Here is a 14,851-nt window from a genome sequence, read left to right on the forward strand (position 1 = left end):
AATATTTAAATACCAAAGCCCCTGTTACTACTTTTTCAGCTGGTAACAGGGGCTTTAACATTCTGTCGACTTAACAGGCGGGTGCTTCTCCGTATAGTCTTTTTTTAGATATCGATGCAGCATTCTTCAAGGCAATCTATTACATCAATTAATTTTGGGATTGAGAGTGAATAATAGATTTTGGTGCCTACTTTAAAAGAGGACAGTACGCCTTTGTCTTTTAAAGTGATAAGGTGCTGTGATGCAATAGCCTGAGGCAGGTCCAGATACTTATAAATTTCGGTTACAGTCATCTTTTCCTCCTTTCCCAACAGGTCCACAATGGCCAACCGCTTCGGGTGAGCCAGCACTTTGAGCATGGCAGCCGCCTTATCTATTTTTTTTGATTCAATTCGAGATAACAAACTTTTCATAATTTAAAAATCTACCTAACAGTTTCTACATACATTTAACTTTCTTTTTGTCACTTTAAGAATTATACGGCAATTGCAATATTTGGCTGATAACCATTCAAAGCTTTTTAAATTTGCTCATATGAATACTTATCACGTGGTCGGATTAATGTCAGGCACCTCCCTGGATGGCGTTGACATAGCATTATGTAGATTTACGTATGAAAACCGAAATTGGATATATAAGATACTTTATGCTAATACATTAGAATATGACCACCGTTGGATTGGCTGTCTCCGCGATGCCGAAACGACAACGGGCCGAAACTTAATTGCATTAGATCATGATTATGGAAAGCACCTGGGGCAGCTGGCAAAAAAATTTATTAGTGAACATGGTATCCGTCCCGACTTTGTTTCTTCGCATGGCCACACCATCTTTCACCAGCCCCAACAGCACATCTCGCTGCAGCTCGGAAACGGCGCTTACCTTGCCGCACATGCCGGTGTACCCGTGGTGTGCGACTTCCGGACGCTGGATATTGCCTTAGGCGGACAGGGAGCGCCACTGGTACCCATCGGCGACGAACTGCTTTTTAAAGAATATGATTTCTGCCTGAACCTGGGCGGCATTGCCAACGTGTCTTTTTCTGAAAGCGGACGCAGGGTTGCGTTCGATACCGGCGCCTGTAACATGCTGCTGAATACCCTTGCCAACGAAACAGGCCTCCCCTACGACCAGGACGGGCAGCTGGCCCGCCGGGGCACATTGCAACAGGTCCTGCTGCAGGAACTAAACGCCCCGGCTTATTTTTCAGCACCATACCCTAAATCACTCGGGAAAGAATGGGTATTGTACAATAGTTTAGCTTCACTGGCTGCCTCCAAAGCCTCTCCGGCAGATAAGCTGCATACGGCCTGCCACCATATCGCCGTTCAGGTAAAAAAGGCATTGCCCGTCCTGCACCAGGGGCAGCACCGGGTCCTGCTGACTGGCGGCGGCGCGTTTAACGTATACCTGGTAGAGCTGCTGCAGCAATACCTGGGCGCGGATTTCCGGGTTGAGGTGCCGGCTCCGGAGATTGTTTCGTTTAAGGAGGCGCTTATCTTTGCTTTCCTGGGGGTGCTCCGCTGGCGGGGCGAGGTAAACTGCCTCAGCAGCGTTACAGGCGCTTCACACGACAATGTCGGGGGAGCCATTTATTACGGATAGCACCTGCGGTCCGGCTTTCTCCTTTATTATAATGTACCTTTTTACAATTCTTTAAAAGCAACGTATGCAAGCACTGCTCGAAAAGTTTGAGAACAAAAGGCCGGAAATTGTTTTTGAATGGAAAGACGCTGAAACAGAGGCCGAAGGCTGGGTGGTCATCAATTCCCTGCGGGGTGGTGCTGCCGGTGGCGGTACCCGCATGCGTGCCGGCCTCGACCGGCAGGAAGTGGAGTCGCTGGCCAAAACAATGGAGGTAAAGTTTACGGTTTCCGGTCCGGCCATCGGGGGCGCCAAGTCCGGCATTAACTTCGACCCTACTGACCCGCGCAAACGGGGGGTGCTGGAGCGCTGGTACAAGGCGGTGTACCCGCTGCTCAAAAACTACTACGGCACCGGCGGCGACCTCAACATCGACGAAATAGAGGAGGTTATCCCGATAACCGAAGAGTATGGGCTGTGGCATCCGCAGGAGGGGATTGTAACCGGCTATTTTAATGCGACGGAGCCGCAGAAAATAAAAAAGATCGGGCAGCTGCGGCAGGGAGTTAGCAAGGTGCTGGAAGATCCGACCTACACTCCCTTCGGGGAACGCAAATACACCATTGCCGACATGATTACAGGCTACGGTGTAGCCGAAGCAGTACAGCATTACTATACGCTCTGGGGCGGCCATCCGGAAGGCAAGCGCGCCATTATACAGGGCTGGGGCAACGTGGGGGCAGCGGCAGCATATTACCTGGCCGCCAGGGGCGTGCGGATAGTGGGCATCATCGATCGGGCCGGCGGACTTATTAATCCCGATGGCTATTCATTTGACGAAGTGCAGCAGCTGTTTTACGACCGGCAGCAGAATGCGCTGCACGCGCACAACCTGCTTCCGTTTGAGGAAGTAAACAGCCGCATCTGGTCTGTAAAAACAGATATTTTCATTCCGGCGGCTGCCTCGAAGCTGGTAACGCGGCAACAGCTGGAGCAACTGATCAACTGCGGCCTGAAAGTAATCTCCTGTGGCGCCAATGTACCGTTCCAGGACCCGGGCATTTTCTTTGGTCCCACCATTGATTTTGCCGACCAGCACGTGTCTGTTATTCCTGATTTTGTGGCTAATTGCGGCATGGCGCGCGTGTTTGCCTACCTGATGGAAAGCGGCGCTGCAATAACAGACGAAGCCATTTTTTCGGATGTGTCTGCCACCATACGCCGGGCGCTGGAACAGACGTATACCCACAACTCAAAAAAAATTGAAATAGCGAAAACAACGCTCGAAATTGCGCTCAGCCAACTTCTGTAAAAACGTTTATGAACAGGGAAATCAGAGAAATTTTAGGTTATGAATTTCTGGGTAACACCGTTACCAACTTTTTAATTTTTGCCGGCATCCTGCTGCTGGGCTTTATCTTAAAGAAAGTACTTTCCAAGCTCTTGTCGCACATCATGTTCCGGCTGGTCGACCGCTTTTCGCAGGAAGAAGGCCAGGACGAGAATACCTTCAAACGCTTTTTGCTGCAGCCCCTCGAGGTGCTGATCATGCTGGTGGTTTTGTTCTTTGCTTTCCAGGCGCTAAAGTACCCGCTCAACCCTTCCATCAAACCTGACGATGCTATCATCATCAAATCTTATGAGCCGATACTAAAAATAGTAAGGGGCATCTATAAAATCTTTATGATTGTGGCCGTTACCTGGGTTATTCTTCGCTTCGTTGATTTTATAGGCTTAATCTTCAGAAGAAGAGCCGAGAAAACACAATCGAAGCTCGACGACCAGCTGATCCCTTTTTTCAAGGATTTTGCCAAAGCCCTGATCTCGATTTTTGCGTTCCTGGTGATACTTGGTTCTGTTTTCGGGCTGGATGTAGGCACGTTTGTGGCAGGCCTGGGAGTAGGCGGCCTGGCAATTGCCTTTGCAGCCAAGGAAAGCCTGGAGAACCTGCTGGCTTCGTTCACCATCTTCCTGGACCAGCCTTTTGTAGTCGGCGACCTGGTGGAAGCGGGCGGCATTACCGGCACCATCGAGAAAATCGGTTTCAGGAGCACGCGCATCCGCACGCTCGAAAAAACTTTTGTTACCGTGCCGAACAAGTCCATGATAGACAAGCCGCTCAACAACCTGACGCTGCGCACTTTCCGGCGGGTTAACTTCGACATTAACCTCACCTACGACACCACCTCCGAACAAATCAAAGCCATTACACAGGACCTACAGGAGTTTATCGACAACCACCCCAAAACCAACCAGGATGGCCGCATCCGGTTCCATAACCTGGGCGCTCACTCCAAAGATGTGATGGTACTTTATTTTGTAGATACAACCGACTGGAACGAGTTTATTGATGTGCGGGAGGAAATCGCTTTTAAGATCATCGATATTGTGGAAGGCCACGGCGCAGACTTTGCTTTCCCGACAAGTACGGTTCTTCTGCAACAGGTACCGGACAGGCCATAGTAGCTATTTTATTTACCTGGCTTCTAAAGCTGGCTATTTCCAGGCTGCTGCACCCGCCACCACAGTCTCTGCAGCTCGAAAATGATAAAACTGGCAGCAGAGGCTGTGGTGGCGGGTGCAGCATAAAAAAGCCGGAGAAGCTCCGGCTTTTTTTCACCCTTATATCTTCAACCATTGGTTCTGAAATAGTTATGCTGTTACTGCTGCACAATATCAGAACCCGGATTTAAAAGTAATAATTCCAATTTATTTTATAAATTCTTTCATTTGCCATAATCTGGTAGTATAACGGGCGGCAAAACCTATAGTTTTATCAGAAGTGGAAATTATACCATTTATGGCCTTAAAAGTTAGTGAATTGCTAAATTTTATGGGTATACGTATATTTACCATGTTCCATATTTACAATTTTATGGAGCAAAAGCAACTGCTGAAATGGATTTTGTTGTGGCAGAGCGGGTTGTTCCTAAATCAGAAATCAAAGTACTCGCCGGTTTGCGGCTCTGCTTCTTTTACTTCCTGTTGGCGGGGCTTTTTGCCGCGTAACAAGTCGCGGATTTCACGGCCTTCCTGCTTCAGGTCTGTTTTTATTTTTTCGCGCACCCTGGCTTCGTCGTAGCTGATTTTAAAGTTGCTCTCTTTTCCCTTCAGCTTCAGGAAGAGCATGCTGTTACCGGCATCCGGATCTTCGGCCACTACGCCATACACCGAATCCTTGTCCGGCTTGCGCCCCCTGGACAGCGGCAGCTTGATCTTGTAATCCATGTCCTGGTCGAAGGTGTGCATGCCCGACACCGACACCACAGGCACCGACGACAGGTTGGAGCGGATATCCATTTCGGGCATGTAGATGGTGCGCCGCTGAATCCAGAAGCTGTTGTGCAGCTCGGAAAACCGCATGTTCGACAGCTCCGAGCGCTTTACGAAAACAGCCATTTTCTGCATCGGCTCAAAGTTGATGAGCTGGCCATCGCGTACCGTGGCCACTATCTCGGCCTGTATCAGGTCGGTTTTGGGGCTGAGGTGGCTGTCGAAGTACAGTTCGGAGGAAATGTTGGCCGTCAGGCTGCCGCGCAGGTGCTTGTCCATCACGAAGGTCTGCCCGAAATTCTCGAACACATAAAACAGGCTGTCGACATTCATGTTGCTGAGCCTGGCAGCTGTAGCTACTTTTATATGGTTTCGCGAAGTGGCATCTAAGGTACCCCGCACGGCAAAAGCCCCGCCAATGGCCTTAAACGAGATGTTAGGCGACGACAGCACCTGGTTGCGCAGTTTCACCTGCCCCTGTATCTGCTGCCCCTTAAACCGCCTGAAATTGAGTTTCTGCACAGACGCGCTCAGGTCGAAGGCAATATAAGGCGACACCGCCAGCCTGTAACTGTCGCTGGCGCCGGTACCGGAGGCAGAAGCGCTTTGCTGCTCCTGCAACAGCTGGTCGAAGTTAAGGTGGTTGCTTTTAAAATCTGCCTCTACCAGCAGCCTTTGCTTGTCCAGCAGCGTCCAGGCGATGATGTTTTTAAACATACCGTTCAGCACAAAATCGGAGGCGCCTATCCGGCCTTTGAAGTCCGAAACAGCCACATCGTTGTGCTTGAACATGAAGTTGCCATACAGGTTAGCGAGCGGGTGCGGCAGTCCTTTCAGCGAGAGGGCCACGTTGTGCAGCGTAACTTCCCCGGAGGTATTCACGGTACTGTTGCCCGGCCTGTTTTTAAAATCATTGAAGTTTCCTTTAAAGGCAATCCGCACATGCGCCAGTCCGCTCCCGCTGCGCACCTGCTCCAGCTTGGCCAGCCCCAGCGCATAGCCCACATCCAGCATCCCGTCCAGGTCGAAGGCGATGGTGGGGTTGTTGAAGTTATGATAAGCGAAGTTGCCGGAGAAGGGGCGGCCATTCAGGCTCCCGTTCAGGTTGCTGATTTCGAGTGCTGACGTGGAAGCATTGTTCTTAGCCCCGTTAGTAAAGGAGCCCGTAAAGCTGACATCGTCCACGCGCCGCTTAATTTCGGGATGATAAAAAGAGGCATTTCGGCAACCGAAGCTGAACGTAATTTTGGGTTGCTGTTTGGCTGAGACCTGGCCTTTTACCGTGCCGTTGAAAAAGATATCGCCTTCGCTCCGGTACTGGCTGTAGGCCCGGGTAATGTCCTGGGGCAGCAACGACAGCAGCGACTGCACATTGGTATTCCGGCCGTTCAGGGCCAGATCCAGCTCCGTGGTTCCGGCATAGCCTACAGTGCCTGCCACTTCGTAGGAAGCGCCTTCTATTTTCAGAACCGATGGCTCCAGCTGCACCGTTTTGGCCAGCTGATCTATGTTGAGCGCAGCCTGCAGGTCTACGGTTTTGCCTTTCAGGTACTCGCCGCTCTCCAGCTGAATGCTGTTCACGGTGGCGTTGCCGGTTGCCTCTACAGCTACAGCATCAGCGGCTATGGTGAGAGCAGCAGTAAGCTGGTGGGCATCCAGGGCATAGGTTTGTTTTAGCTGCTGGTCTGTGTAGTGCAGCGCCACGTTGTTCAGGATAATTTTTTCCAGGCTGAACGAAAAGGCTTCGTCAGAGGCTGTGGTGTCTGTGGCTATGATGTTGTAGTTTACGTCTCCATTTTCCAGCACCTTTACATGCACCTCCCCGTCCTCCAGGAACAGCTGGTTTACCCTGTATTTCCCCAGCACGATATCAACCAGGCTGAAGGTAAAGTAAATCTTTTCCAGTTTCCCCAGCGATTCCTCGCTTTCGGGCAGGTTTTCGTGGATGTTTACCTTGTCGAGGCTAACGGAAACATGCGGGAATTTATCGAACAGCGAGAGCGATATTTTCTCGACATCTACCTTTGTAGTGATGTGCTTGTTCGCTTCTGCTATAAAAAGAGAAATTATTTTGTCCTGGTACTTGTACACCAGCCCCAACGGCACGCCAACTACAGCCACCACTACCACGGCAGCATAGAATAGCACTTTTCTTACAGCTCCTCTTCTCTTCAATGGAATACACACATTTTAAGCACCTTACCAACGTCAAAGGTACAGCAGTAAATACAGACGGTCAACAGGTAGTTTTGTTCTGAAAAAAAAATTCAGTTTTTTCAGCAAACATTTTGCGGTTTCGGAAAAAGCCTTCATATTTGCACCATCAAACGGGAAACAGCAGGTTTCCGGAAACAAAAATCGGGGTGTTAGCTCAGCTGGTTCAGAGCACCTGCCTTACAAGCAGGGGGTCACTGGTTCGAATCCAGTACGCCCCACTTTAGCAAAAGCGCTTACAAGATTGGCTCTTATAAGCGCTTTTTTGTTTCTTTCCGTTTTGTTTGCTTTACGCCGCTTTTCGAAAAAAACATTTTGCGGTTTCAGAAAAAGCTTTCATATTTGCAGCATCAAACGGGGACAAAAGGTTTCCGGAATCAAAAATCGGGGTGTTAGCTCAGCTGGTTCAGAGCACCTGCCTTACAAGCAGGGGGTCACTGGTTCGAATCCAGTACGCCCCACATTTAGCAAAAGCGCTTACAAGTTGGTTCTTGTAAGCGCTTTTTGTTTTTCAGCTTTATTGTATATTTTCGGAATGTGCCTGAAGCAGCACCTGCAGCATGACCGTATTTATAGAGTTTTTTTGCTGCTCTTCCCTGCTTCAAACCAGGTAACTTACTCACTACTAATCTTTTCGATGTGCACGCCTTTGGCTCCTGCCGTCACCAGTGCCTCTGTTATGGCGTCTTTCATCCTGTCCAGGATGTTTTCGTGGCCTTCGAGTAAATTGGCTGCATAATCCGGCACATCCTCTCCTGCCGCCATTGCCTTCATGGCGCCTATCTGCTCAATCATGTAGCACATGGCTTTTATTTTTTTTCCTCTCACATAAACCGTCGGGCTGCTGAAGCGGACCAGGTTCTTGTGGATGTGCTTTTTCACTAACTCTTCTTCCGAAATTCCCGAAGCAGAAAGCTTCATGAGCTGAGAGTAGCTCTTTTCATGCATGAATTCCTTCAGCATGGGCTCCAGCATTTTCTGAACATTGGGTTCGCTGATGTGGTAGGCATAGGCAAATACATCGAAAAGCCACTTCAGGCTGCCGTCGGTTTCTTCAAAAATCAAGGTTACTTCTGATTTCATAGGGTTTGTTTTAATAGCCAGCTAAATTATTGTCGGTAAATTGGAAGTAAACGCAGGGCGTGGCGTTTGGTTGGGAATTGGGGTTGTTCAGCTTATACTATCTCACATTTACCAGGTTCCTTTATGCCAGCAGCAGAGGGTGTGGTAGCAGTTGCAGCAGAATTAATTTGACAATCAGAAAGCTTATTTTGAGGAGCAGCGGGTGTGGTGGCTGCTGCAGAACACCTTTTGGGCCGTTGTAACGATGAAGTTATGCGGGAAGGAGAGCATTATGCCTTCCGGGAGCAGAACTGCTGGTGCAGGGCCAGTACCTGCGGGATGAGGAGGTGCTGTTCGTCGTTGTAGATGATGTGGTTGGCCCGCGCCATTTTCTCTTCTTCCGTCAGCTGTTTGGAAATAATGGCTTTGATGTCGGCTTCGGTGCGGTGCGGGTCGCGCTGCTGCAGGCGTTTGAGGCGCACTTCCAGCGGGGCGTATACGGCAATCATTTCATCCATCTGCCGCCACGACTCCGATTCGTACATTAAAGCAGCTTCTTTGATCAGGTAGGGCGCTGCGGCATGAGCGGCTGCCCACTTTTCAAAATCGAGGCGCACGCGCGGATGCACCAGCCCGTTGAGCTGCGCCAGACGCTCCGGGTTGTTAAATACAATGCCCGAAATAAAAGGACGGTTCAGGACGCCTGTAGCGTCGTAGGCTTCAGGACCAAAAGCTGCTGTTAATTCCTGCTTCAGAACCGGGTCGTGGTGCATCACCCATTTGGCACGCGTGTCGGCATCGTAGACAGGAGCGCCCAACAGCTCGAACATGCGGCAAACTACAGTTTTGCCTACGCCAATACCACCGGTTATTCCAACTTTCAGCATCCTCTTAATCTCTCTCCAACACGGCTTTCATACGGTCGGGCCACAGCCTTACCTGCCGCACGCCTGCCGGCTTTTGTACCAGCTCCGGCACCACCGTAGAGTCCTGGGGGCTGTATTTGGAATAGTCAACAATCACCCGGAAAGAGTCGCGGTTGAGCAGGGCTACAGAATCTTCTATAATCTGGTAACGGACCAGCACAAAGGGCGGGTTCAGCCTCAGTTCACGTCCGGCAGGAACATTTACGGGCATCGGCACCACCTGCCGCTCTTCCTGGAGCAGCCCTTTGATGTTAACCGTTACAACAGCCTCGCTGATATCGGCCTTCACCAGTGCTTTGTAGTCGTAGTTGATAGGCACTTCCACTTTAGCCGAGGAGGTAAGCCGCTGCTGCGGCAGCCGCAACAGGAAAGGACTCCGGATACTGTCTACCATAGACGAAGGTCCGGTAAACGTAATAGAATCGGGGCTAATCCGCACAGGTCCGACAAGGGTATGCCGTTCGCCGGTCAGTTGCTGCCTGGGGTCCAGTTTGAGCGGAATAGTACGTGTTATTTTTTCATTGAAATCGAAAAACAACGTGTCGGTAACTACAAAGTTGAGCTGCAGCCCATCCAGCACATTTACCAGGCCAGGGCGCAGGGCCGAGCCCAGGATGTAATTGTTGCGCGGCAGGCTCCGGATGTAGATATCGGTAGGCTGCACCTCCACCATCAGCGATTTGCGCAGCAGTTTCCAGCCTTTGCCCGTTACGTTGATAAGCACTTCTTCAGGGAGCGGCTTAATCGGAACGAGCTCCTTTTCGTTATAAATGAAATTGATCGGGTAGGTAGTTTGTGTAGAATAGCTTTTATTCAGTGCATTAAGCAGCCAGAATGTAGAAGCCGCCACAAAACAAAGCACCACTACCCGCCAGTACTGCTTTGTTTGTGGCCTGAATGGCTTCACAAACCATATTACTATATTTTTAGCTTTCTCAAACGGCAACTTTCAGCTATTTATTTCACCTTAACGGTGGACTCCATGGAAATAGAAGCTTTATCAAATGTAAGGCGGATGCCTTTGTCTACTTCTATCACCACAATATCGTCTTCTACAGCTACAATTCTTCCGTGTAAACCGCCAATAGTTACCACGTTCATGCCTTTGGTAAGCGCATCACGGAATTTTTTCTGGTCGCGCACCTTTTTCTGCTGCGGCCTGATCATGAAGAAATAGAAAACAAGAATAATAGCGCCAAACATGAGCAGTTGTGGCAACATGCCCCCGTCTGTAGCTGCTTGTAAGAGGATGGTTTGCATAAGGTTGGATTTCTCTTATTTGAGAGTAGGGTTTTAGTTTCGTCTTACAGGGCCTTCAGGACCTGCCGTTGGTATTTTACTGGCTTCTACGGTACCTTTCATAGATACCTGCACAATGCTGGGCTGGGTGTTTGCTCTCACTTCTACGGTAGGCGACTGCTGGCCCATTTTTCCGCTCGTGTTAAACTGAACTTTAATTTCGCCGGTTTCGCCCGGAGCAATCGGGTCTTTTGGCGGTTCAGGTACTGTACAGCCACAGGAGGCAGAGGCGCTCTGGATGATGAGCGGCGATTTGCCTGTATTTTTAAACTTAAAGGCATGATGCACCACTTCGCCCTGCTTTACAGTGCCGAAATCGAACACAGGCTCTTCAAATTCAATTACCGGTGCATTTTCTGCCGAAGCTGATTCTCCCTCCGTAGAAACCACATTCGGATTATCTACAACAGCCTCCGACTCCGTTGTGACAGTCTCTGAGGCTGTAGGGGTGTTACTTGCTGTATTGCTCTGCTCGCAGCCTGCCGTAAGCAAGGCAGCAGCCAGCGCACATGAAAAAAACAGGTTCTTTTTCATATCAAACGTGTACTAATTATTTACTAAAGTTTATCAATAATATGCTGTGCGAACTCTTTCGTGCCGGCGTTTCCGCCAAGGTCGCGGGTGCATTCTTCCCTGTTTTTCAGGGTTGCCTCCAGGGCCGCTTCTATGCGGTAGGCCTCGTCTTTCAGATCGATGTGGTGCAGCATCATAATGGCAGAGCGCAGCAAAGCGGTAGGGTTTGCCAGGCCTTTGCCTGCAATATCAGGCGCAGAACCGTGTACGGCTTCAAATATAGCCATCTCATCGCCCACGTTAGCGCCAGCCACCACACCCAGACCACCTACCAGTCCGGCACATAGGTCTGACAGGATATCGCCAAACAGGTTGGTAGTAACAATCACATCGAACTGCTCCGGTTTCATTACCAGCTGCATGCACATGTTGTCGATGATCTTGTCTTCCATCTGTATGTGCGGGTAATCTTTGGCAATAGTGGCGGCCACATCCAGCAGCATAGCGCCGGCATTCTTCAGGATATTGGCTTTGTGGGCTACGGTTACCTTTTTGCACTTGTGCTTGTTGGCATACTCAAAAGCTGCGCGCACAATTTTTTCGCACCCCACGCGTGTCACCCGCGAAATGGAGTCGGCAATCTGCAGGCGCTGGTCAAAAATTTCGAGACCGGAATAAAGGCCCTCGGTATTCTCGCGGAACAGCACCAGGTCTACCTTATCAAACCTGGAGTTGATGCCAGGGGTAGTTTTGGCCGGCCTGATGTTTGCGTACAGGTCAAACATTTGCCTGAGCTGCACATTCACACTTTTAAAGCCTTTGCCAACCGGTGTGGTGATAGGGCCTTTTAAAGCTACTTTATTTTTTTTGAGGGAATTAAGCAGGGATTCAGGCAGCAGCTCGCCCATGGAATCGAAGGTAGTCTGACCGGCATTTTCTTCTTCCCAGGCTACCGGCACCCTGGCTGCAGTAAATATTGCTTTTACAGCTTCCGTAATTTCGGGCCCAATGCCATCGCCGGGTATTAGTGTTACCTGTTTCATTCGCCTAGATTCCTTTTCTGCTGTTTATTTCATTTATTAACGAATCCACATCGCCCAGCAGTTTTTCTGCTTTATCTTTTGCATCTTTTATCACCCGTTGCCCTTCCGTTTTGGCAGAAGATGCTACAGCATCGCGGTTTTCCATTAGTTGCTCCATCAATTCGGAAAGGGTATCGCGGTATTTTTCCAGGCGATAGCTCAGCCAGCTGCGCGTCTCTCTCCCTTTTTCAGGCGCAAATAAGATGCCAGCTGCGGCGCCAACGGCAGCCCCTGACACAAAGGCCAGTACAGTGGTAGTTTTCTTGCTCATCGTTTTTCTGTTTTCGTATAGTTCCGGGTACGTAATTTCTTTTGTTTACGATGCTTCCTACAACGTATCCCGACCTAAATTAATTTTTATTTGTTATCGATCAAACCTCTGCCAGACTTACGGATATCGCCTTTGGTGGTAAGCTCCTGTGCCATTTTGTCCAGCACACCGTTAATAAACTGCTTGCTTTTGGGCGTACTGTAGAGTTTTGATATTTCGATATATTCGTTGATAGTAACCTTAACCGGTATACTCCTGAAGATGTGCATTTCGCAAAGGGCCATCTTGAGTATGATCTTATCGAGGGCGGCAACCCGCTCCACATCCCAGTTTTTAACACTACCGGCAATAAGGGCTTCATACTTTTCGTCGTCCTGCAGCGTCTGGTCGTAAAGTTCCTCAAAAAACGCTTTGTCTTCTTCCCAGTTGGCAGATAAATCCAGCAGGGCAGGCTCTTCATCGGCAGGTGCTTCTGCAAAAACCTTGATGGTTTTATTTACCAGGCTCTTGACAATGGCTTTGTTTTCGACCCAGTTTAAATCCTGCTCCTCAAACAAAGATTGTAAGTTTTTTTCTTTAAAAATAATGTTTTTAAAAATATGTTTGACAACCTCGAAGTCGTCTTCGGGGGTAGGCTGGGGCAAAGCCAGGTAAGCCAGAAAAGCTTCGTCCTGCTTCAGTATGTTTTTGTAAGCAGCCCGGATGGCGCTTATATCTGAGCCCCAGCTAATGTTCCGCCGGATGATGTGCTGCTGGTACGATTTGCTGTTGAGCAGGCGCTGCACCAGGGTGTTTTTGGTAAAACGCTGTACGTCAGGGCCGGTTGCTGCCGTAAACCGTTTCTCCTTTTTCTCTTCCTCTTCTTCCACCAGGCTCACCAGCACTTCCAGTATCTGCAATGTGGCCAGGTAATGGTCGTAGATGCGCTCTACGGCGCTTATCATCTGGTTGCCGTAAAACTTATTGTCTTTCCGGATCAGGTTCTGATAAAAAACAATGGCCCTGTTTACCGCCCCTACAATTTCCTGATCGGCTTCTTCTGCATCGAACCGACCTGTTTCGTGCCACTCTTTAAAAAGCAGCGTCGCAATCTGCTTTTTCCCCTCCAGCAGCTTTCGGTCCTGCACCTCCATCGAATTTAAGTCTGGTGCAAATTCTTCCCCTATCTGGTCCAGCGCCAGCAGATAATCTGAACCTTCGGCCTGCCGGTAAGCATAAATGGCCTGCATAACCTTGATTCGTAATGTTCTGCGGTTGAGCATAATGTTTAAATGTAAAGAGCGTTTTGTATTGAGTATGTACTAAATTAAGCAGCGGGTAAAGCTACTGGTAAAACGGCTAATATCCATCAAAAAGAAAGTGCCACAGGTTGTGCAGCACTTTCTGATATTCTTTGACAGAGGCTACTATTAATATGTTGAGCGTACGCTGCTGATTTCAGCAATACGTTTTTCGGCTAATTTGGTGGCTGCCAGTTGCGTGTGTATGCCCTCCTTTTCTGCTTTCTCCAGCACATCCAGTGTGTAGCTGTAAATGCGTTCTGTATGGGCATAAGCGCTTTCGCGGTTGTAGCCCACCAGTTCGGAGTACACGTTAATCAGGCCGCCGGCATTAATCAGGAAGTCCGGCGCATACAGAATATCACGCTCTACCAGCGCCGGGCCATGCACCGCCTCGTCGCGCAGCTGGTTGTTGGCGCTCCCGGCAATTATCTTACACTTCAGCCGCCCAATGGTATTATCGTTTATAGTGCCGCCCAGGGCGCATGGGGCAAAGATATCCATGTCCAGGTCGTACAGGTCGTCCATGCCAACTACCTGCGTACCAAACTTGGATGACACTTCGTGCAGACGGTCTTCGTAAATGTCGGCTATGGCAATCTGTGCATTTTCTTTGGCCAGCAGTTCTACCAGGTAACAACCGGCCTGCCCTACCCCCTGCACCGCCACTTTTTTTCCATCGAGCGAATCGGAGCCGAAAGCTTTTTTAGCTGCTGCTTTCATGCCCATATAGGTGCCATAGGCAATCAGCGGTGCCGGGTCGCCCCCGCCTCCCATCGCTTCGGAAACGCCAGCCACATGCTCCGTCTCCATCCGGATGTACTCCATGTCTTTTATGGTTGTGCCAATGTCTTCTGCTGTAATAAAGCTGCCGTTCAGGTTCTTGATAAAACGCCCGAACTTGCGAAACAGGGCTTCAGACTTATCTTTCTGGGCATCCCCAATGATTATGGCTTTACCGCCGCCTACATTCAGGCCGGAAATGGCGGCCTTGTAGGTCATGTTCCGGGAAAGGCGAAGCACGTCGTCCAGGGCTTCTGATTCTGATGCGTATGCCCACATGCGGGTGCCGCCCAGGGCGGGGCCTAATACAGTGCTGTGGACTGCGATAATGGCTTTCAGGCCGGTAGCATGGTCGTGGCAGAAAACAACTTTTTCGTGGTTACTGGCAGCTAACCGGCCAAAAACCGACTTATCCTGTTGTACTTCTGTTTCTTTAATTTTGACCATGTATGAAATTGATAAAGGGTTATTCTATCTTTGTAAAACGCTGTGCGCTGTTACCTGCCCTTTTTCGACTGTAAAATTAACTCTTTTTTCCATTAATTCAATTTGCACAGCGCCTGT

15 protein-coding genes and 2 tRNA genes are annotated in these 14,851 nt (G+C 49.6%); 5 read left to right on the forward strand and 12 right to left on the reverse strand.

The features are described from left to right. Positions 1–104: 104 nt before the first annotated feature. Positions 105–413: an ArsR/SmtB family transcription factor gene (locus DCW36_RS06720; RefSeq protein WP_018476478.1), complete on the reverse strand. Its 309-nt coding sequence runs from the start codon at positions 411–413 to the stop codon at positions 105–107. Between the two features lie 121 nt (positions 414–534). Between DCW36_RS06720 and DCW36_RS06725 the strand changes: the two genes are divergently transcribed. The 3 genes from DCW36_RS06725 (at position 535) to DCW36_RS06735 (ending at position 4,047) form a co-directional block, all read left to right on the forward strand. Continuing rightward, positions 535–1,605, forward strand: coding sequence for an anhydro-N-acetylmuramic acid kinase (locus tag DCW36_RS06725; protein ID WP_114777574.1), 1,071 nt, complete (start codon positions 535–537; stop codon positions 1,603–1,605). Positions 1,606–1,669: 64 nt separating this feature from the next. Further along, complete coding sequence (locus DCW36_RS06730; RefSeq protein WP_114777575.1) at positions 1,670–2,896, forward strand: Glu/Leu/Phe/Val dehydrogenase dimerization domain-containing protein; 1,227 nt, start codon at positions 1,670–1,672, stop codon at positions 2,894–2,896. An 8-nt stretch (positions 2,897–2,904) separates the two neighbouring features. Next, complete coding sequence (locus DCW36_RS06735; RefSeq protein ID WP_114777576.1) at positions 2,905–4,047, forward strand: mechanosensitive ion channel family protein; 1,143 nt, start codon at positions 2,905–2,907, stop codon at positions 4,045–4,047. 471 nt (positions 4,048–4,518) lie between these two features. On the opposite strand, the gene DCW36_RS06740 is transcribed toward DCW36_RS06735, so the two are convergent. After that, positions 4,519–7,032, reverse strand: a complete 2,514-nt coding sequence (locus tag DCW36_RS06740) for an AsmA-like C-terminal region-containing protein (protein ID WP_114777577.1) — start codon at positions 7,030–7,032, stop codon at positions 4,519–4,521. 185 nt (positions 7,033–7,217) lie between these two features. On the opposite strand from DCW36_RS06740, the gene DCW36_RS06745 reads away from it, so the two are divergent. Together DCW36_RS06745 and DCW36_RS06750 are read left to right on the forward strand one after the other, a co-directional pair. Further along, positions 7,218–7,292: transfer RNA gene (locus DCW36_RS06745), tRNA-Val, on the forward strand. A gap of 165 nt (positions 7,293–7,457) precedes the next feature. Then, positions 7,458–7,532 (forward strand) — tRNA-Val (locus DCW36_RS06750). 3 nt (positions 7,533–7,535) lie between these two features. Here DCW36_RS06750 and DCW36_RS22505 read toward each other — a convergent pair. From DCW36_RS22505 to DCW36_RS06795, 10 genes are all read right to left on the reverse strand, one after another. Beyond that, positions 7,536–7,694, reverse strand: a complete 159-nt coding sequence (locus DCW36_RS22505) for a hypothetical protein (protein ID WP_164891048.1) — start codon at positions 7,692–7,694, stop codon at positions 7,536–7,538. After that, a complete protein-coding gene (locus tag DCW36_RS06755) occupies positions 7,687–8,154 on the reverse strand; it encodes a hypothetical protein (protein WP_114777578.1) in 468 nt (155 codons plus the stop codon). Before DCW36_RS06755 ends, DCW36_RS22505 begins: the two co-directional genes overlap by 8 nt. Positions 8,155–8,423: 269 nt before the next feature. Beyond that, positions 8,424–9,020 carry a dephospho-CoA kinase gene (gene coaE, locus DCW36_RS06760; RefSeq protein WP_114777579.1) on the reverse strand — a complete coding sequence of 199 codons (597 nt, stop codon included), beginning with the start codon at positions 9,018–9,020 and terminating at the stop codon, positions 8,424–8,426. Positions 9,021–9,024: 4 nt separating this feature from the next. Continuing rightward, positions 9,025–9,966 (reverse strand): YbbR-like domain-containing protein, encoded by a 942-nt coding sequence (locus tag DCW36_RS06765; RefSeq protein WP_240676082.1) that lies wholly within the window; start codon positions 9,964–9,966, stop codon positions 9,025–9,027. Between the two features lie 50 nt (positions 9,967–10,016). Continuing rightward, positions 10,017–10,319 carry a preprotein translocase subunit YajC gene (gene yajC, locus DCW36_RS06770; RefSeq protein ID WP_114777581.1) on the reverse strand — a complete coding sequence of 101 codons (303 nt, stop codon included), beginning with the start codon at positions 10,317–10,319 and terminating at the stop codon, positions 10,017–10,019. A 33-nt stretch (positions 10,320–10,352) separates the two neighbouring features. Further along, positions 10,353–10,892 (reverse strand): DUF1573 domain-containing protein, encoded by a 540-nt coding sequence (locus tag DCW36_RS06775; RefSeq protein WP_114777582.1) that lies wholly within the window; start codon positions 10,890–10,892, stop codon positions 10,353–10,355. 23 nt (positions 10,893–10,915) lie between these two features. Beyond that, positions 10,916–11,914 carry an isocitrate/isopropylmalate dehydrogenase family protein gene (locus tag DCW36_RS06780; RefSeq protein WP_114777583.1) on the reverse strand — a complete coding sequence of 333 codons (999 nt, stop codon included), beginning with the start codon at positions 11,912–11,914 and terminating at the stop codon, positions 10,916–10,918. Positions 11,915–11,918: 4 nt separating this feature from the next. Continuing rightward, positions 11,919–12,224 (reverse strand): YtxH domain-containing protein, encoded by a 306-nt coding sequence (locus DCW36_RS06785; RefSeq protein ID WP_114777584.1) that lies wholly within the window; start codon positions 12,222–12,224, stop codon positions 11,919–11,921. Positions 12,225–12,310: 86 nt separating this feature from the next. Beyond that, positions 12,311–13,453 (reverse strand): transcription antitermination factor NusB, encoded by a 1,143-nt coding sequence (gene nusB, locus DCW36_RS06790; protein ID WP_240676083.1) that lies wholly within the window; start codon positions 13,451–13,453, stop codon positions 12,311–12,313. Positions 13,454–13,633: 180 nt separating this feature from the next. Continuing rightward, positions 13,634–14,734 carry a Glu/Leu/Phe/Val family dehydrogenase gene (locus DCW36_RS06795; RefSeq protein ID WP_114777586.1) on the reverse strand — a complete coding sequence of 367 codons (1,101 nt, stop codon included), beginning with the start codon at positions 14,732–14,734 and terminating at the stop codon, positions 13,634–13,636. Positions 14,735–14,851 lie beyond the last annotated feature (117 nt).

Origin of the sequence: Botryobacter ruber, from assembly GCF_003347595.2 — a bacterium.
Taxonomy (GTDB): domain Bacteria; phylum Bacteroidota; class Bacteroidia; order Cytophagales; family Hymenobacteraceae; genus Pontibacter; species Pontibacter ruber_A.

Bases quoted from the DNA above. Each gene is read 5' to 3' on its own strand.
- DCW36_RS06775 (WP_114777582.1), bottom strand. From the start codon at position 10,892: ATGAAAAAGAACCTGTTTTTTTCATGTGCGCTGGCTGCTGCCTTGCTT.
- DCW36_RS06785 (WP_114777584.1), bottom strand. From the start codon at position 12,224: ATGAGCAAGAAAACTACCACTGTACTGGCCTTTGTGTCAGGGGCTGCC.
- DCW36_RS06730 (WP_114777575.1), top strand. From the start codon at position 1,670: ATGCAAGCACTGCTCGAAAAGTTTGAGAACAAAAGGCCGGAAATTGTT.
- DCW36_RS06795 (WP_114777586.1), bottom strand. From the start codon at position 14,734: ATGGTCAAAATTAAAGAAACAGAAGTACAACAGGATAAGTCGGTTTTT.
- nusB (WP_240676083.1), bottom strand. From the start codon at position 13,453: ATGCAGGCCATTTATGCTTACCGGCAGGCCGAAGGTTCAGATTATCTG.
- DCW36_RS06735 (WP_114777576.1), top strand. From the start codon at position 2,905: ATGAACAGGGAAATCAGAGAAATTTTAGGTTATGAATTTCTGGGTAAC.
- DCW36_RS06755 (WP_114777578.1), bottom strand. From the start codon at position 8,154: ATGAAATCAGAAGTAACCTTGATTTTTGAAGAAACCGACGGCAGCCTG.
- DCW36_RS06725 (WP_114777574.1), top strand. From the start codon at position 535: ATGAATACTTATCACGTGGTCGGATTAATGTCAGGCACCTCCCTGGAT.
- DCW36_RS06780 (WP_114777583.1), bottom strand. From the start codon at position 11,914: ATGAAACAGGTAACACTAATACCCGGCGATGGCATTGGGCCCGAAATT.
- DCW36_RS06720 (WP_018476478.1), bottom strand. From the start codon at position 413: ATGAAAAGTTTGTTATCTCGAATTGAATCAAAAAAAATAGATAAGGCG.
- yajC (WP_114777581.1), bottom strand. From the start codon at position 10,319: ATGCAAACCATCCTCTTACAAGCAGCTACAGACGGGGGCATGTTGCCA.
- coaE (WP_114777579.1), bottom strand. From the start codon at position 9,020: ATGCTGAAAGTTGGAATAACCGGTGGTATTGGCGTAGGCAAAACTGTA.